This is a genomic window from Candidatus Contubernalis alkalaceticus (assembly GCF_022558445.1).
GTDB lineage: Bacteria > Bacillota > Dethiobacteria > SKNC01 > SKNC01 > Contubernalis > Contubernalis alkaliaceticus.
In genome coordinates, this window is the sequence record NZ_CP054699.1 from 861,987 (window position 1) to 880,606 (window position 18,620).

At 39.9% G+C, this 18,620-nt stretch carries 14 protein-coding genes; 11 read left to right on the forward strand and 3 right to left on the reverse strand.

Features of this window, described 5'->3' with window-relative positions; translation table 11 throughout:
• Positions 1 to 100: 100 nt before the first annotated feature.
• Complete coding sequence (locus HUE98_RS04165) at positions 101 to 679, reverse strand: collagen-like protein (protein WP_241422610.1); 579 nt, start codon at positions 677 to 679, stop codon at positions 101 to 103.
• Between the two features lie 437 nt (positions 680 to 1,116).
• Between HUE98_RS04165 and HUE98_RS04170 the strand changes: the two genes are divergently transcribed.
• Entirely contained in the window at positions 1,117 to 2,187 is a 1,071-nt protein-coding gene (locus tag HUE98_RS04170) for a class I fructose-bisphosphate aldolase (protein ID WP_241422611.1), read from the forward strand.
• Between the two features lie 144 nt (positions 2,188 to 2,331).
• Here the strand turns inward: HUE98_RS04170 and HUE98_RS04175 are convergent, their stop codons facing one another.
• The gene (locus HUE98_RS04175; RefSeq protein WP_407080299.1) at positions 2,332 to 2,739 is read right to left on the reverse strand and encodes a magnesium transporter; all 408 of its coding nucleotides are present in this window, start codon (positions 2,737 to 2,739) and stop codon (positions 2,332 to 2,334) included.
• A gap of 18 nt (positions 2,740 to 2,757) precedes the next feature.
• Between HUE98_RS04175 and HUE98_RS04180 the strand changes: the two genes are divergently transcribed.
• From HUE98_RS04180 to HUE98_RS04205, 6 genes are all read left to right on the forward strand, one after another.
• Positions 2,758 to 4,311, forward strand: a complete 1,554-nt coding sequence (locus HUE98_RS04180) for an FAD-dependent oxidoreductase (RefSeq protein WP_241422613.1) — start codon at positions 2,758 to 2,760, stop codon at positions 4,309 to 4,311.
• Positions 4,312 to 4,429: 118 nt separating this feature from the next.
• Positions 4,430 to 5,683, forward strand: coding sequence for a nickel pincer cofactor biosynthesis protein LarC2 (larC2, locus tag HUE98_RS04185; RefSeq protein WP_241422614.1), 1,254 nt, complete (start codon positions 4,430 to 4,432; stop codon positions 5,681 to 5,683).
• A 232-nt stretch (positions 5,684 to 5,915) separates the two neighbouring features.
• The gene (gene larC, locus HUE98_RS04190) at positions 5,916 to 6,635 is read left to right on the forward strand and encodes a nickel pincer cofactor biosynthesis protein LarC (protein WP_241422615.1); all 720 of its coding nucleotides are present in this window, start codon (positions 5,916 to 5,918) and stop codon (positions 6,633 to 6,635) included.
• A 22-nt stretch (positions 6,636 to 6,657) separates the two neighbouring features.
• Complete coding sequence (gene larB / locus HUE98_RS04195; protein ID WP_241422616.1) at positions 6,658 to 7,419, forward strand: nickel pincer cofactor biosynthesis protein LarB; 762 nt, start codon at positions 6,658 to 6,660, stop codon at positions 7,417 to 7,419.
• A gap of 58 nt (positions 7,420 to 7,477) precedes the next feature.
• Positions 7,478 to 8,275 (forward strand): ATP-dependent sacrificial sulfur transferase LarE, encoded by a 798-nt coding sequence (gene larE, locus HUE98_RS04200; protein ID WP_241422617.1) that lies wholly within the window; start codon positions 7,478 to 7,480, stop codon positions 8,273 to 8,275.
• 133 nt (positions 8,276 to 8,408) lie between these two features.
• A complete protein-coding gene (locus HUE98_RS04205) occupies positions 8,409 to 8,939 on the forward strand; it encodes an NUDIX domain-containing protein (protein WP_241422618.1) in 531 nt (176 codons plus the stop codon).
• An 80-nt stretch (positions 8,940 to 9,019) separates the two neighbouring features.
• On the opposite strand, the gene HUE98_RS04210 is transcribed toward HUE98_RS04205, so the two are convergent.
• Positions 9,020 to 10,126 carry a GGDEF domain-containing protein gene (locus tag HUE98_RS04210; protein ID WP_241422619.1) on the reverse strand — a complete coding sequence of 369 codons (1,107 nt, stop codon included), beginning with the start codon at positions 10,124 to 10,126 and terminating at the stop codon, positions 9,020 to 9,022.
• Positions 10,127 to 10,512: 386 nt separating this feature from the next.
• On the opposite strand from HUE98_RS04210, the gene HUE98_RS04215 reads away from it, so the two are divergent.
• The 4 genes from HUE98_RS04215 to HUE98_RS04230 all read left to right on the forward strand — a co-directional run bounded on the left by HUE98_RS04215 (position 10,513) and on the right by HUE98_RS04230 (position 18,573).
• Positions 10,513 to 14,289 (forward strand): efflux RND transporter permease subunit, encoded by a 3,777-nt coding sequence (locus tag HUE98_RS04215; protein ID WP_241422620.1) that lies wholly within the window; start codon positions 10,513 to 10,515, stop codon positions 14,287 to 14,289.
• Between the two features lie 36 nt (positions 14,290 to 14,325).
• Entirely contained in the window at positions 14,326 to 15,000 is a 675-nt protein-coding gene (locus HUE98_RS04220; protein WP_241422621.1) for a response regulator transcription factor, read from the forward strand.
• Positions 14,997 to 16,286 (forward strand): HAMP domain-containing sensor histidine kinase, encoded by a 1,290-nt coding sequence (locus tag HUE98_RS04225; protein WP_241422622.1) that lies wholly within the window; start codon positions 14,997 to 14,999, stop codon positions 16,284 to 16,286. Before HUE98_RS04220 ends, HUE98_RS04225 begins: the two co-directional genes overlap by 4 nt.
• Before the next feature lie 97 nt (positions 16,287 to 16,383).
• Positions 16,384 to 18,573 (forward strand): DNA topoisomerase III, encoded by a 2,190-nt coding sequence (locus tag HUE98_RS04230; protein WP_241422623.1) that lies wholly within the window; start codon positions 16,384 to 16,386, stop codon positions 18,571 to 18,573.
• Positions 18,574 to 18,620: the final 47 nt, after the last annotated feature.

Sequence of the window (18,620 nt, forward strand, 5' to 3'; positions counted from 1 at the left end):
TTGTAGGAAAGCCATGTTTTTTATATTGTGATGCAACAGGGCTACAGTGTTTTATCATCTGCGGGAGAACCCTCCCCGGCAACACTTATGATACTTCTCTCTATGCGATTTGTGTAATAACAAGGTGTGCTGAAACAGGCCTTGTTCCTCCGGCTAGAGGAGTGATGGTTAGTGCCGCTGGATTGCCGGCTGGATTACGCACAGTGAGTATTGAATTGATGGACGTCGTAGTCACAAGAGCTATTCCTACTATCTGAGTTGTGCCTGTCGCTCGGCCGACTACTGTATAGGCAAGGTCAGCGCCATTAAGAGTTAGAATCAGTTGACCTGCTTCGTCCACACTCACCTGAAACAAGACCTGATAAGTGCCAATATCAGACAAGTTAAATGTGCTGGGACCAGTACGGAAAATAGTAGTCCCGCTGGTAGGCCCATCTTGGGGAAAGTCTACATCTGTACCGGGAGCAACTGTTGCAGCATTATCAGGAGGCATCAACGCAAAAAAATCTGCGTAACTTAACAATCCTCCTGCTGGCCCTTGTTCCCCTTGAGGACCCTGTGGCCCAGTCTCACCCTGTTCCCCTTGAGGACCCTGTGGCCCGGTCTCACCCTGTTCCCCTTGAGGACCCTGTGGTCCTTCTGGTCCAGGAGGTCCTGGAGGGCAAATACATTTTCCCATATTATCACATCCTTACTACTAGATTTATTTTTATGATATTCAAAACACATGAAAGGTGTGATGATAAAAAGCAAAAGCAGCTACGATGACAATATCTCTAATCTAGCATAATATAATTAAAGAAATTGAAAAACAAGGATGGAGTAATAGTGGTTGATTGCCCATTAATAGTATTTTGGTACCTAAGAGGAAGAAAAGAAAAAGAATATTGAAACTCAAAAAAGCATATACAAGGACATTAATAACTTTAAGTATGAACAGCTAATCTATCGAAGGCCGATAGAATATGCTTACTACCTTTCGATCCACTAAACTGGACAATGGGTTTACAAAACAGCCCATTAAATTTTTTTCCGGGAGGGAAATTGATATTTTCCTAAAATCTAGTATAATAGTAATTGAAAAGAGCATATGTTTAAAATTGAGGGAGGCGTTAAATGATGATAAATATTGCTGATCTTTTGGGCACTGACGCGGAGTATTTATTAGAGCATAAATGTGAGACCATACCGGCTTCAATGCTTCATCTGCCTGGGCCGGATTTTGTCGACAGAGTGGTTGCGGGTACCGATCGTCCTATTCCGGTGTTAAGGGCAATGGAGCAGATATTTAATTATGGCAGGCTGGCAGGTACAGGGTTTGTTTCTATATTACCGGTGGACCAGGGGATTGAACATTCGGCCGGAGCTTCATTTGCCCCTAATCCTATATATTTCGATCCAGAAAATATTGTAAAACTGGCTGTGGAAGGCGGCTGTAATGCTGTAGCGTCAACCCTGGGAGTTTTAGGAGCGGTAAGTAGAAAATATGCGCACAAAATTCCTTTTATTGTAAAGTTAAATCACAACGAAATTCTGTCATTTCCCAATACATATGACCAGGTGATGTTTGCCAAAGTGAAGCAGGCATGGAATCTAGGAGCATTAGGTGTGGGGGCCACCATTTATTTCGGTTCCGAGAAATCAAGGAGGCAAATCCAGGAGGTATCGGAAGCTTTTAGTATGGCCCATCAGCTGGGTCTGTTTACGGTACTTTGGTGCTATCTGCGCAATTCTGCTTTTAAGATAGATGGTAAAGACTATCACAGCTCTGCAGATCTTACCTCTCAGGCCAATCACCTGGGTGTTACCATTGAAGCGGATATCATTAAGCAGAAGCTGCCGGAAACAAATTCCGGATACATGGCCGTAAGCCAGGCTGCAGGCAAAGAGTTCGGTAAAACCAATAAAAGAGTATACGGAGAACTGACCAGTGATCATCCTATTGATTTGGCCCGTTACCAGGTAGCCGGTTGTTACATGGGCCGTGCAGGGCTGATTAACTCCGGTGGGGCTTCTGGACAAAATGATCTGTCTGAGGTTGTCCGTACTGCGGTTATTAATAAAAGGGCCGGGGGCATGGGTTTGATTTCTGGCCGTAAAGCTTTTCAACGGCCAATGGGTCATGGAGTGGAACTCTTAAATGCTATTCAGGATGTATATCTTGATCCACAGATAACAGTATCATAATGTAAGTAAATTACTAAAATATTTAAGACTCTTTTACGTTTCGTAGAAGAGTCTTTTTGCTGTGCATTTCATAGAAAGGAAGAATCTTCTTATTTTTTCCAGGCCAGGCTATTTGGGTGGCGGCAGAACGTGAAGGTAAATAAATTATAATAATTGTTGTAAGGAAAAATTGGCCAGAGAAAAATAAATTAGTAGGCCGGATATATCTTTTATCGTAGTTATCAACGGATTTGAAGAGGCCGCCGGGTCAAAGCCGTATTTGTGGCTCAACATTGGAATGAGATAACCAATGGTAGAAGCCAAAGTGCAGGTGAGAGTCATGCTCAGAAAAACTACAAGGCTAATCAGGGGTTCTCGCTGCCAGAAGTAAGCAATTAATGCTGCCGCTGAACCGGATAAGGCTCCTATGGCAAAACCAATTAGTGTTTCTTTTCCCAAAAAGGTCCAAATACTTTTTCCATCAATCTGTCCCAATACTACGCCCCGAATGACAATGGTATAAGCTTGAATAAAATAATAAAAGTAGCAGATTATAAATCTAATGAAAAAAATATTATTAAGGAGACTCTAATGGACAAAATAACAGGATTTGAAGGTATTAGTTTTGAAAATCCACCACAGCCATATTGGATGGCCCAGTGGAAGACCACAGACTATCCTGTTTTAGATAAGGATATTAAGGTAGATGTTGCAGTGGTTGGGGGCGGAATTGTTGGAATTACTGCTGCGTATCTTCTAAAACAGGAAAATCTAACAGTTGCAGTAATTGAAGCCGATAAGATTGTCCAAGGGACTACAGGACACACCACTGCTAAAATAACCTCTCAGCACAGTTTAATTTACAGTAAGCTCATAAAGCATTTGGGTAAAGAAAAGGCCCAGCAGTATGCAGATGCCAATGAATACGCCATAGCGTTTATAGAGGGATTGATTAATGAAAAGCAGATTGATTGTGATTTTTCCAGGCAGGATGCTTATGTATATACTCACTCTGAAAAATACATAAAACAGATACAAAGTGAGGTAGAAGCAGCTTCAAGTCTGGGGATTAAAGCTTATTATGAAGAAGAACTTCCTCTTCCCTTTAAAATTAAGGCAGCTGAGCGTTTTGACAATCAGGCTCAGTTTCATCCCCGTAAGTATATAGCTGCCCTTGCCAGGGATATACCAGGAGATGGCAGTTATATATTTGAACAATCTAGAGCAGTTGATTTCCACGAAGGGAATCCTTGCAAGGTAATTATTGAAGGAGGGCAAACAGTTACTGCAGGAAAAGTGATTATTGCTTCTCATTTCCCGGCCTATGGAAGCAGCGGCTACTATTTTGCCAGGATGTACCCGGAAAGATCTTATGTCCTGGGTTTAACTATAAAAGAAAAATTTCCCGGAGGTATGTATATTACCGCGGAAGATCCCGGAAGGTCTCTTCGTTTTACCCCTTATGAAAATGGACAGCTTGTGCTGATGGGGGGGGAACACCATAAAACAGGACAGGGGCCCAACACAGATATTCACTATAAAAATCTAATGAAATTTGCTAAAGAAACATATGAAGTCACAGGAATACCTTACAGGTGGTCTACGCAGGATTACACAACTTTAGATGATGTGCCTTATGTAGGAAATATTACTTCAAAAAGTCCGGACGTTTACGTTGCTACAGGTTTTAAAAAATGGGGAATGACCAATGGCACAGTTTCTGCAATATTGTTAAAAGATTTAATTGTAAAAGGAGAAAGTCCCTGGGCTCCTGTTTATAATCCTTCTAGATTTGAAGGAGACCCAATGATAAAGAACTTTGCATCTGCCAACTTTGATGTAGTAAAGCATTTAATCGGGGATAAACTGAAGGCTGTTTCAAAAGATATGGATATAAAACCAGGAGAAGCAAAAATTGTTGTACATGATGATGAGAAAGTGGGAATATATAAGGATGAAAAGAACAAGATTCATGCCGTAAATGTTACCTGTACTCATATGGGGTGTGACCTTGCCTGGAATACAGCGGAACTTTCCTGGGACTGCCCATGTCATGGTTCAAGATTCACATACGAGGGAGATATTATAGAAGGCCCGGCATTAAAAACTCTTAGAACTGATGATCCTTTAAAATTTAATCCATGAATGTGAGTTTTGGTCCAGCAGTTTGTTTTTACTTATGAAAAAATGATATTTTTACTACTGTTATCAATCATCTTTTGTTTGACGGTCTTAGATAATCTACCTTATAATAGGGGGGTAGATGACTTACAATGAAAGAGGGAATCAAAAGATGGATGTTCTTTATATTGACTGTAGTGCAGGAATATGTGGAGAAATGATGACAGGAGCTCTTATGAACTTAAGCTATAACCTTAATCATAATATACAAGAAATAACGCTGGCAGATAACTTGATAATAGGAAACAATGATTTAAAATTATCAATAGATGCAGAAATAAATCAAAGAAATTCTGTAAAAGCTTTTGTTCCTAAAATAAAAGGCTATAAACCATTAAATGGGAATATGAAAACATTAAAAGAGCTAAAAAATTTGTGGGGGATGCTTAAAATCTCTCAAGAATCAAAAATCAGAGGGATAGAGATTATAGATTTATGGGCAAAAGCAAAGGCAAAACTAAACCATATGAGACCAGAAGAGTTGATCTTTTGTAATGAGGATTACTTGAAAGAAATATTTTTTTTAGCAGCTTCTCTAGAACTGATAAATCATATTAAGATTAATACAGTAACTGCCTCGCCCCTACCTTTTTATATAGATACAGGCAGCAGCAAACAGGCAGTGGATCTTTTACTTTCTTCTGAAGTAATGGAAATATGTAAACTAAAAAAAATTCTTCTTTATTCCCCCGAATCAGTGTTAACATGCAGTACAACGCCTCTCTTTGCTGCCTTTCTCGGAGTAATTGTTGACAGATTTGGGACTCCCCAGGTTTTGGAAATAAAAGAAACTGGGTATGGAACTAAAAGCTGTGAAAACAATTCTCCCCTTATGAGAATCATATGGGCAGACAGCACGGATCAAAACGAGCATACAAAATATGGTTTTGAAAGGAATGTTTTCCTGGAAACTAACATTGACGATATGAACCCGGAATATTATGAGTATCTATTGGAACAGCTGCTGGTAAACGGAGCTTTAGATGTTTATATGACTTCCATTCAGATGAAAAAAAACCGACCTGCCATTAAATTATCTATCTTAACTACAACAGAAAAAACATCTTTGATGAGAGATATAATTTTTAAAGAAACCTCCAGCATAGGGATAAGGGAAACTTTAGTTAACAAATGGTATTTAACACGAAAAATTGAAAAAGTAGAAACAAAGTGGGGGAGCATTCGGGTAAAAACATGCCTATTAGACAATGAAATTGTAAACCAGTCACCGGAGTATGAAGATTGTCTTCAAGTGGCTAGAAATTATAAAATACCCCTTAAAGAAGTATATGATACTGTAAAATCTATTTTGTTCAACAGCAAAAGATCAATATAATGAACTGCTGGAGGCGTATCTTTTATCGTCTTTTTTTTATGCCAACAATAGTTGCATCATTTTAATGTTGGTAAAACTCACATTGCAGCCGAACGTTTTGTTTGCCACGATAAGGATGAATACATGATTATCGTAGAAATGTTTGCTCAAAAGACAAAAGTTAATTAAAATAAAAATGAAGCAGCCGATATAAGTGTGATCTAACAAAGAAAAATATTAATGAGGTACAAATATGAACAGTTTATATTTTCAATGCTTTTCCGGAATAAGTGGCGACATGATATTGGGGGCTTTCTTAGATTTAGGACTGGACTTGGAAGAACTTAAACGGGAGTTAGAAAAGCTTAATCTGGTTGGGTACGAATTAGAAGCAAAAAAAGTCAAAAAAACCGGCATTTCCGGAACAAAATTTGACGTAGTAATAAAAGAAAAACAGACTAAACACAGACATTTTTCAGACATTAACAATATTATCGGCAAATCTCAACTGGAACAAAACATTAAGGATTTAAGCCTAAAAATTTTTCAAAAATTAGCTCAGGCAGAAGCAAAAATACACGGTACTACCATAGAAAGAGTTCACTTTCATGAAGTCGGCGGTATTGACACAATTATTGACATTGTAGGAGCCTGCATATGCTTGCAAAAATTTAAAATAGAAAAAATTTATTGCTCAAAGATAAACGTTGGGTCAGGCTACGTCAGGTGTCAGCACGGTATTATGCCGGTCCCTGCACCAGCCACTCAGGAATTATTAACAAATATCCCCATTTATTCTTTTTTAGCGGATAAAGAACTGGTTACACCAACTGGAGCTGCCATTATCAGTACTATCTGCAGCAGTTTTAGCGGTCTTCCTGAATTTGTGGTATCTAAGATAGGATATGGTGCAGGAAAAATGGATTTAGAATTACCTAATATGCTCAGACTGCTTTTAGGAACATCAAAATGACAAAATACCGGAGGTGGCAATAATGACTGAAGATTTTATGCGCAGCTTACTGAATAACTACAAAGAAGGACATTTGAGCCTGACGGAAGCCCTAAAAGAACTTAAAAAACTGCCCTATGAAGATCTAGGTTTTGCTAAAATAGATCACCATAGAGCTATGAGAAATGGTTTTCCCGAAGTAATATTCTGTCAGGGAAAAACAGTAGACCAGGTAGCTAAAATTTTTAAAACTTTGGCTGAACACAATAAAAATATATTGGGCACCCGGGCCAACAAAGAAATGTCGGAAAAAATAATAAAGGAGTTTCCCCAGGCCAAATACCATGAAATGGCCGGAATAATAAGCATGATACACAAGGAAAAATATATTTCCGACAAAAAGCTTTTAATTCTTACTGCCGGGACTGCTGATATGCCTGTAGCTGAGGAGGCAGCTATAACAGCTGAAGTTATGGGTCACAGGGTAGAACGGGTATATGATGCCGGAGTAGCAGGAATTCACCGTTTATTCAATAGCTATGATAAAATAGAATCAGCCTCTGTAATTATAGTAGTGGCAGGAATGGAAGGTGCTCTGGCCAGTGTAGTAGGAGGGCTGGTGGATGTGCCGGTAATTGCTGTTCCCACCAGTGTAGGGTATGGCGCTCACTTTAACGGATTGGCTCCACTTTTGTCCATGCTGAACAGCTGTGCCACTGGAATAGGTGTTGTAAATATAGATAACGGGTATGGGGCTGCAGCTCTGGCAGACACCATTATTAGAGTGAGCCTAAAAAAAGAGTAGATTTTTCTTCCTTTCACATAATCTTTACTGAGAATTCTTCTATCAAGGAGAATGAAATATGACTAATGTACGAGAAAAAATGTCTAATTTAATAGATATTATAAAAAGCTGTGAAAAGGTTATAGTTGCCTATTCCGGTGGGGTAGACAGCACCTTTTTGGCCAAAGTTGCCTGTGATACCTTAAAGGACAAATCACTGGCCGTTATGGCCTTTTTAGATACCAGCCCTTCAAGGGAGTTAAACCATGCTCTAAAAATGGCCGATATTCTGCAGTTAAATTACCAGTCAATTACCATAGATCAAACTAAGAACAAATTATTTTTACACAATACCCCCAAACGATGCTATCATTGTAAAAAAGTGCTCTTTGAAAAACTCCGGCAGCTGGCGGAAATAGAGGGATATTTACAGGTTTTTGACGGTACTAACTATGATGACAGGCTAAAATACCGCCCGGGATCAAAGGCAGCAGAAGAAATGAGTATAAGGAGTCCTCTCAAGGAAGCAAAACTAACAAAAAATGAAATACGACAGTTATCTAAGGAAATGAAAATACCCACCTGGAACAGAATTTCTTATACCTGCCTGGCAACCCGTATACCCTACGGGGAAAAAATTACTCTTCCAGCCCTTCAAAGAATCGAAAAAGCTGAAGATTACCTTTACTCTCTAGGCCTTTTAATATTTAGAGTCAGACACCACGACTCTTTAGCCCGCATCGAAGTTCCTTGGGAAAAGTCTGAGATAATATTAAAAAACAGGAAAGAACTTATTCAAATCTTTAAAAATATTGGGTACACTAACATTACCCTGGACCTGCAGGGTTTCCGGAGTGGTAGTATGGATGAAATGTAAGTAAGAGCTTTCTATCGCTGAACCGGTGGAAAATAGGGCAACCTAAGGATAATACCTCTTGAGAAGTGACCAGGGGGATGGGAACTTTTCTAAGACAATAGAAGAACTTTTATATAGGGGAGGAAAATTAATTATGTTTGAGGAGAAAACGGTATATACCCAAAAAATTTTTTCAGGTAGATTGATAAAACTAAGGGTGGATCGGGTGATTCTTCCTGATGGCAGGCAAAGCACCCGGGAAATTGTAGAGCATCCCGGAGCTGCAGCGGTAATTCCCTTAGACGATGATAATTATGTATACCTGGTTAGGCAGTATCGAAAGCCTCTGGAGAAACATTTATTAGAAATCCCTGCAGGTACCCTGGAACCCGGTGAAGAACCCCGGTCCTGCGTGCAGCGGGAATTATCTGAAGAAGTTGGTCTGGGAGCGGGAAAACTAAACCTGCTGGCATCTCTCAGTACCGCCCCAGGATTTTGTAACGAGGTGATTCATATTTTTTTAGCAACACAGCTTTTCCCAAATCCGGGTAAATTGGACCAGGACGAGTTTTTAAAGGTGGAAAAATATCACTTCCAGGAGGCTCTCACCATGATTCAGCAGGGTGAGATTACCGACGGCAAAACCGTTTCCGGACTTCTGCTGGCTGCCCGCTGTCTGACTTAAATCTGGAATAATAGTTTCCCAATATCCCTTAAAATTGAATCCATAAATGATGAGTAATTGGTCCAACAGCTTGTTCTTACTTATGAAACGATTGTATTTTTACCGTCTGCTTTTGCTTCATATAATTTTTCATCAGCACGATGAAGAATTGAATCCATATCATCCTGAGGCCTAAGAGAAACGATACCAAAGCTGCAGCTTATGAGCTTTGGTTCTGCATCGAACTTTTTGATTGCTTCTTGAATTCTGATTATTAATTCAACGGCTTCTTTTTCTTTAGTGTTAGGGAGTAGGATAATAAATTCATCTCCTCCCCATCTGGCAAATATATCATTCTTTCTAATATTTTTCTGAACTATTTCAGTAAGCTTGATAATAATATCGTCCCCGGCAAGATGACCGTAATGGTCGTTTATTTCTTTAAAATTATCAATATCAAATAAAACGAGAGAAAATGGTGTTTTGTCATCTTTTGAAATTTGAATGAAATGGGGTAATTCCTGGTTTAATTTTTGTCTGTTGAATATACCTGAAAGAGGATCGGTGATGGATTGGTGATGAAGGTTTTTGCTGTATAAATATTTCATTCGTTTAAAATAATTGACTCTGTGAGAGGAAATGCTGTTAAGTAATATTACAATAAAGATGTAAACTAAAGATGCAGCAAACTCATTGGTTTCAATTTTCTCCAGGTATATAATTGAAAGGAAAAAGAACATAGTACTTATAAAGATTGACACAAATACTTTAAATTTCCAACGGTTTGGCACCATAAATATCCCTGTTATAATTACCATGACACCAAAGGACTGTATGAGAAAATTGGGATTTTCATATTGATAACAGATATATAAAAAAGAAATAGAAACTAGTAATTGAGCTGAAGTAAGCCAGTATGCAAAATAGTCTGGCCTTTTTAAATATTTTATCCTTACGGGCAACAGTATAACTAAAGCAAAGAATGCGGTTCTGTTTAATAAAATAATCTTAAATGTTTTAGGGTCACTAATTAAAAAATAGTCAGGAATTATAAAAAGCAGGTAAAGTAACCCTAAAGCAAATAATACTGGCCTAATATACACCAAAGCTCCGTTTACTTCATCAGAAAAGTATTCTTTTTCCAAAGTTTTGTCTTGAAACTGTCCAAGAAAGATACCTGATTTATTAGGATTTTTAATTTTTATCATAAGCCTCCGCCTTTACGCCTTACATGTTAAAGTTAGATTATTCAACAAAAGATAGACAATTCCTCTTCAATTCCAAAATGATTAAGTAAATTTTTGTGAAAACCTTTAATTATTTGGAAGGTTCTCATTATATCTTCAGGTTTTTCCTGTTGAGAGTTCACATTGAGTTCACATTAGCAGTTTATAATACAATCGGTGATATTGTTATTTAAAAAAGGTACTGCTTTTAATATATAAAATAAAGGAAGACAAACAGTTTAGTTGTAATAAAATAGTATAAAAGCTCTTCAACAGGGCGTAGAATTAATAACGTAAGTAAATGGCATTGGCATACAGAGGAAAAGCCAGACATATGGAACAAACTTAATTTTTGCAGGGGGGAACTTATGTTTTCGAAATACAGTGTTAAAAGACCGTACACAGTCCTCGTGGCTGTGGTTTTAGTAATGGTTTTGGGAATCGTCTCTTTCACCGGGATGACTACCGATCTCTTACCGGAGATGGAACTGCCTTATATAGTAGTCATTACTGCTTATCCGGGCGCCAGTCCCGAACAAGTGGAACTTATGGTGACCAGGCCGCTGGAGTCTGCTTTGGGCACTGCCGGCGGCTTAAACAATATCAGTTCGATATCTAATGAGAATTCCAGCATAATTATTCTGGAATTCTCCCAAAGTATTAATATGGACAGCGCCATGATTGAACTTTCGAATAACCTGGACATGGTATCTGCACAGCTGGACAGTGCTGTGGGAAAGTCAATGCTGATGAGAATCAACCCGGACATGATGCCTATAATGATTGCTACTGCAGATATAGAAGGGAAAGAAGTTGGAGAGGTCTCCGATTTTGTCAAAGATGTTCTCCTTCCCTCCTTCGAACGTATTAACGGTGTAGCTTCAGTTTCTGCTTCAGGTCTTCTGGAAGAAGCGATTCGAGTTTCTCTTAACCAGGAGAAGATTGATGCTCTAAATGAAAAGATTATGGAGGATCTAGACCAGACGTTGGACGAGACAAAGGCACAACTGGATGAGGCGCAGAGGGAACTGGCTGCTGCCCGGAAGCAGTTGGAGGCAGAGACAGATAACCAGAAAAATCAGCTGGCTGAAGCCAGCGCACAGGTGGATGGCGTCATTGCTAATCTTAATGCCCTGCTGGCTGAGGAGACCCTTTTGAACTCCCAGCAGTTTGCATTTGAACAGGAAAAACAGGGACTTTCTCAGCTGGTTCCCTTAAATGAATTATTCAGTCAGGCTTTTCCGGGGGGTGTTTCCGCTATCCCGCCTGAAATGTATGAGTTGGTAATAATACAGCTTTCATCAATTTTACCTGATCAGTTAACAGGACTCTCCCAAAGTGAAATGGTGGAGATGGAAAAAATGGCCGCCGCTGCCCCTGGGCGTATTGCTGCTATAGAAACAGAACTTCAGAATATCTCTGTTCGCCTCATGACTATTTCAGCTATGAAACCCCAGTTGGAGCAGGGGTTGGCGGAGGCTACGTCAGGTTATCAGCAGATTGAGTCCGGGAAGATGACTCTATCCATTGAGCTTGCTAAGGCACAGATGCAGCTGGAAAACGGTGAGAAAGAACTAAAGGAAGGCCTGCAAGAATTCCAGGATGCCCGGGATGAGCTACGAAAAAAAGTGGATTTGAACAGTTTTGTTACTGTTGAAATGGTGAGTAACATATTGAAAGCTCAGAATTTTAGCATGCCGGCCGGGTATATCCAGGGGGGAGAAGGGCACCTGGTTAAGGTAGGTGATCAGTATGATTCAAAGGATTCCCTGAAGAATACTATTCTTTTTTCCCTTGACAGTGTGGGAGATATTGGCCTGTCGGATATTGCGGAGGTTGTGGTGACTGATAATTCAGCTGAGACTTATGCTAAGGTCAACGGCAATGATAGTGTTATGATGACTTTTCAGAAACAGAGCACTGCCTCCACAGCTGATGTGGCCGGTAGAATTAATGAAACCATAGACGAGCTTTCTAAAGAATACCCAGGGCTTCGGATCTTACCTCTGATGGATCAGGGTGAATATATTAACATGAGCATTGACAGTGTGCTGCAGAACCTTCTCTTGGGCAGCCTCCTGGCAATCATCGTGCTGTTTTTCTTTCTGAAGGATATCCGCCCAACTTTGATTATCGCCTGCAGCATTCCTGTAAGCTTGTTGTTTGCTGTAACTCTAATGTATTTCAGCAATGTTACTCTTAACATCATTTCCCTATCCGGTCTTGCGCTGGGGGTGGGTATGCTGGTGGATAATAGTATCGTTGTCATTGAAAATATTTATCGGATGCGCAACGAGGGCATTTATATTTATGAAGCAGCGGTGCAGGGTGCTAAACAGGTGACGGGTGCTATCTTTGCATCTACTCTCACCACTGTCTGTGTCTTTCTGCCCATCGTCTTCACCCATGGTATCTCCCGCCAGATCTTTTCGGATATGGGTTTGACTATTGCTTATAGTTTGGTAGCCAGCCTGATTGTTGCGTTAACTTTAATTCCTACCATGGCCTCTACTTTACTAAAGACTAGACAGGAGAGAAAACAGAGATGGTTCGACATCATCGTTAATAGTTACGAAAAACTTCTCCATTTCTCCCTTAATTATAAAGCCGTGGTGCTTACTCTAGTGGTAATGCTGCTTGGCCTCAGCATCTACGGCGTCACTGTTATGGGAACCAGTTTTATGCCTGCAGTGGATTCGCCTCAAATGAGCGCCACTTTTACCATGCCGGAGGGCAGTACTACGGAAGAACTTTATGAAATGAGTGACGAAGTAATGACGCGGATTTTAGAAATTGATGCCGTGGAAAACGTCGGTGCCAGCGCCGGTTCATCCGGCGCTTTGGCCGGGTTAGGCGGTGGACTGACGGGATCTTCCTCCGAGAGTTCCTCCTTCTATATTCTTTTAAAAGATGACCGCAGCATTACCAACCTGGATGTGGAAAGGTTGATTTTTGAAAAACTGCAGGACTTGGAGGGCGAAGTATCAGTTTCTGCCTCCAACATGGATATGTCAGTTTTAGGAGGCAGTGGTGTAGAGGTTATCATCAAGGGTAATGATTTGGACGTTCTTTCCACTGCCGCAGAGGAGGTAGCAGAACTTCTAAGAGGGACAGAGGGCACAGCAGATGTTGTTTCCGGGAATGAAGATGCGGGCATTGAGACCCGTATTTCGGTGGATAAAGATGCCGCCATGAAAGAAGGGCTGACTGTAGCGCAGGTTTATCAGGAGATTGCCGCTGTGCTGTCAGGGGAGACGCAGGCTACTACTTTGACCACAGCACAACAAGAATATCAGGTCATTGTAGTCGGTGCAGAAAGCATTATTACTCGGGATAACATTAGTGATTATACCTTTACCGTAAAAGGAGAAGACGGGGAAGACAAAGTAGTACGACTGGGGGACATTGCCCGGATTACTGAAGCGGACACTCCTTCCTCCATAAGCCGCGATAGCCAGTCCCGTTACGTCACTGTTTCGGCTTCTATCCAGGAGGGCTATAATATTGGCCTTGTCAGCCGGGACTTTGAAAGAAAGCTGGTTGATTACACGCCTCCTGTGGGAGTCACCTTGGATACTGCCGGTGAGAATGAGATGATTAACAGTGCCATATCTGATTTAATATTGATGATCGCCCTGGCAGTTATCTTCATATACCTTATTATGGTAGCTCAGTTTCAAAGCCTGCTTTCCCCGTTTATTATTTTGTTTACCCTGCCGCTGGCATTTACCGGTGGCCTGCTGCTCTTGTGGGTGAGCGGTATGGAACTGTCGGTTACGGCTATGCTGGGTTTCCTGGTTTTGGCCGGTATCGTAGTAAATAACGGTATTGTGTTTGTGGATTACGTAAACCAACTTCGACTGGAGGGCAAAGAAAAACGGGAAGCGTTAATTAGTACCGGTATCATCCGGATCCGCCCCATTCTTATGACTGCTCTTACTACCATATTGGCCATGAGCGCTATGGCGTTAGGTATAGGCAGTGGTGCGGAAATGACTCAGGCCATGGCGGTGGTCACCATCGGCGGCTTAACTTATGCCACTCTTTTGACCCTGCTGGTTGTGCCTATCATGTATGATATACTTCATCAAAAACCTATGATTAAAATTGATATTCAGGATCAGCAAATTGATACCGTAAATTAGTTTTTTAGTATAACTGAGAGGCAGAGGGTGAGATGCATGTTCAAAATTTTGGTGGTAGAGGATGATAAAAACCTCCAAAAATTAATGACTGCTGTATTAAACCAAAATGGCTACTCTGTTTTAAGCGCTATGGATGGGCTGCAGGCTTTAGAAGTATTAGATGTATTACATGTAGATTTAATTATTTGTGATATTATGATGCCAAATATGGACGGTTATACATTAACCGATACCCTCAGAAAATTAAATAATAATCTGCCAATTCTGATGGTAACCGCAAAAGAAGATATTAATGATAAAAGAACCGGATTTCTTGTTGGCACCGACGACTACATGGTGAAACCGGTTGATATGGATGAGATGGTTTTACGGGTAGCTTCATTACTGCGTCGTTCTCGCATCGCCAATGAGCACCGCCTGACAATAGGTGAAGTCCAGCTTGATTACGACACATTGACTGTCAGCAGAAGTGGGAAGTCTATACTTCTTCCCAAAAAGGAATTCTATCTCTTATTCAAGCTGCTAAGTTATCCGAAACAAATATTTACAAGACAGCAGCTAATGGGTGAAATATGGGGAATGGATTCTGAAGCGGAGGAACGAACAGTAGACGTTCATATTAAGCGGTTAAGAGAAAAATTTGCTGACTTTACGGAATTTAAGATTGTGACAGTACGGGGGCTGGGATATAAAGCGGAGAGAAGCCTATGAAAAAAATAAGTGTAAAACTTGCTCTGTTTTTTATTACTATTATATGTGTTTCCTCTATATTATCATTTATTGTAACAATTTTTTTCACAAGTGGTTTAAAAGAGGAAATTAAATTCAACCAGGAAACAATAGCGATTGCTATATTAGATTTACGTCAAAAAACAGATTTAAGACTGGAGGAAATAATAAGTATCATATCGTCTTCTATGTATGAAGTTCGCACAATTGAAAACATTGAGGAAATCCAGTTGACGGCTGAGGAGCTAAAAAAACTTCAGAACCATGAAATTATTTTTTTATCTCGTTTAAAATTTCAAGGGCACGCAACGCTGCTAATGGTAGATGATTCTTATATTCAAATTAATCTTTACCCTCATAATACTGTTTTTAAAATTGTTGGCTCCCGGGTATGGTTTACTCTGCTATCCTTTGTTTTTATTGCCGCGATGTTAATTATTTTGTTAGTAAAAAGAATAGTAAGGCCAGTAGTAAACCTGACCTGGGCTACCCAGGAAGTGGCAAAGGGTAATTTTAATGTACAGCTTGAACATAAAAGTGAAGATGAGATTGGCCAGCTTATGGAAAATTTCAACAAGATGACAAAAGAGCTAAATAATATAGAACTTCTTCGGAAGGATTTTATCACAAATGTATCTCATGAATTTAAAACGCCTATTGCATCAATCCAGGGATTTGCCAAGCTCTTGCAGCAGGGTAACCTGTCCGATGATGAGAAACAGGAGTACACCAATATTATTGTTGAAGAAACAGCGAGATTATCTAATCTTTCTTCCAACATCCTGAAACTTTCGAAGATTGAAAATCAAGAGATTGTAGAGAAAATGACTCTTTTTTCACTGGACGAACAAATCAGAAAAAGTATTTTACTACTTGAGCATGCATGGAGTAAAAAGAATATTGAACTTGATATTAATCTTGAAAAAGTTAATTATGTTGGTGATGAGGGGCTGCTTGAACAGATTTGGTTAAATCTTTTAAGTAATGCGATTAAGTTTTCAGATGTAAACGGTATTATCGGTATAAGGTTAAGTAAAACTATTTCCGCTGTAAAAGTAATAATCAAAGATAATGGTATTGGCATGCGGGAAGAAAACATGATGCGTATTTTTGAAAAATTTTATCAGGGAGACAAAACTCATTCTCACGAAGGTAATGGGTTAGGATTACCTCTCGTAAAGCGTATTCTAGATTTATTAGGTGGTAAAATCTATGTAGAAAGTAAGCTGCAGGAAGGATCTACTTTCACCGTGGAGCTGCCATTATAAGGGGAGGGACATCGGACAGAATGCTCTGTATATGTTAAAATGTATATTTAAAGGGAATTATGTATTATTGATGTATTCTTTGAAAGGATGGTTAGTTTTGAATAAAATAGTGGTTTTGGCTGAAAAGCCTTCTGTGGGAAGGGATTTAGCCAGGGTGTTAGATTGCAAAAAAAAAGGAAACGGTTATTTTGAAGGCAGCCGATATATTGTTACCTGGGCTTTGGGTCATTTGGTTACATTGGCAGATCCGGAAGCCTATGATGAGAAATACAAAGAATGGAGCATAGAAACACTGCCCATGCTTCCGCCCAAGTTAAAATTGGTGGTTATTAAGCAGAGCGGAAAGCAGTTTAATGTTGTTAAAAGCCTGATGAATAAAAAAGAAGTTAATCAGATTGTTATTGCCACGGATGCCGGTAGGGAAGGGGAACTGGTAGCCCGGTGGATTATTGAGAAAGCTAATGTTAATAAGCCCATAAAACGCCTGTGGATTTCTTCGGTTACCGATAAGGCTATTAAGGATGGGTTTAATAATTTAAAAAATGGTAAGGAGTATGATAATCTTTACGCTTCTGCCGCTGCCCGTTCCGAAGCCGACTGGTTGGTAGGGATTAATGCTACCCGGGCATTAACCTGTAAATATAATGCTCAGCTTTCCTGTGGGAGAGTTCAAACCCCCACTGTGGCGATCATTTTAAAAAGGGAAGAGGAGATTAATAGTTTTAAACCCAGAGTTTTTTACGGCATAACGGCGCATGCCAATAGTTTAAAACTGGTCTGGCAGGACAGTCTTACCAGTAATCTTAGAACCTTCGATAAAAATAAGTGTGATAAAGTGCTGAGGAAAATAGAAAGTGAAAAAAATGCTGAGGTTATAGATGTAAATAAGGCGTACAAGAAAAAAATGCCCCCCTTATTATATGACTTAACGGAACTTCAAAGGGATGCCAATAGGTTATTTGATTTTTCAGCCAAGGAAACTACTTCCATTATGCAGAGATTATATGAAAGTCACAAGGCCTTAACATATCCCAGAACTGATTCCAGGTATATAACTACAGATGTGGTGGACACCTTACGGGACAGAATTAAAGCTTTATATGGGCCTTATGCTGCTATGGCTAAAAAAATCGCCAATAAGCCCATAAAACCAAATAAGTCCTTTGTGGATAACAGCAAGGTATCGGATCACCATGCCATTATACCTACGGAACAGCCGGTTTCTTTAAGTGAATTAAGTGATAGTGAGAGAAAAATATATGATCTGGTGGTCAAGCGCTTTTTAGCAGTTCTGTACCCCCCTTTTGAATATGAGCAGACCACCATAAAGGCAAAAATTGGAGAGGAACTTTTTATCGCTAAGGGGAAAACGGTGATTTCGCAGGGTTGGAAGGAAGTCTATGAGAATAGGTTTGAGGAGGAAGAGGAAGAAGAGGAGCTGTCTGAACAGATACTCCCTAAGGTTAGTAAAAAGGATATCTTGAAAATATCCAGAGTGGTTCAAACAGAGGGTGAGACAAGGCCCCCGGCCCCCTTTAATGAGGGGAGTTTACTTTCAGCTATGGAAAATCCGGCAAAATATATGGCTGATGAAAGTAAGCAGCTGCTTAAAACCATTGGGGAGGCGGGAGGGCTGGGCACTGTGGCCACCAGGGCCGATATTATTGAAAAGCTCTTCAACAGTTTTTTGATTGAAAAACAGGGCAAGAATATCTTCGTTACTTCCAAGGGCAGGCAGCTTTTAGAACTGGTTCCTGAGGATTTAAAATCCCCGGCGTTAACTGCCCAGTGGGAACAAAAACTCAGTGCTATTGCCAAGGGTTCCCTCAATAAGGATAAGTTTGTAGATGAAATGAAGTCTTATGCCAAAACGGTGGTAAGTGAGATTAAAGCCAGCGTTAAGACCTTTAAACATGATAATCTTACCGGTAATAGATGTCCTCAGTGTGGCAAACATATGTTGGACGTTAAGGGTAAGAAAGGTAAAATGCTTGTCTGTCAGGATCGGGAGTGCGGCTATAGAAAAGGGGTTTCAAGAACTACCAACGCCCGGTGCCCCAACTGTCATAAAAAGTTAGAAATGCGGGGCGAGGGGGAAGGTCAAATTTTTATATGCAGGTGCGGTCACAGGGAAAAGCTTTCTGCTTTTAATAAAAGAAAAAAAACGGAAGGCAGCAAAGTTTCCAAGAAAGAGACCTCCCAATATTTAAAACAGCAAAAAAAAGCAGAGCAACCGTTAAATTCTGCTTTTGCCGATGCGCTATCCCAACTTAAGAAGAAGAAATAAGTACTACCTAATTATTATGCACCCCAAATGTTAGATAATAATCTAAT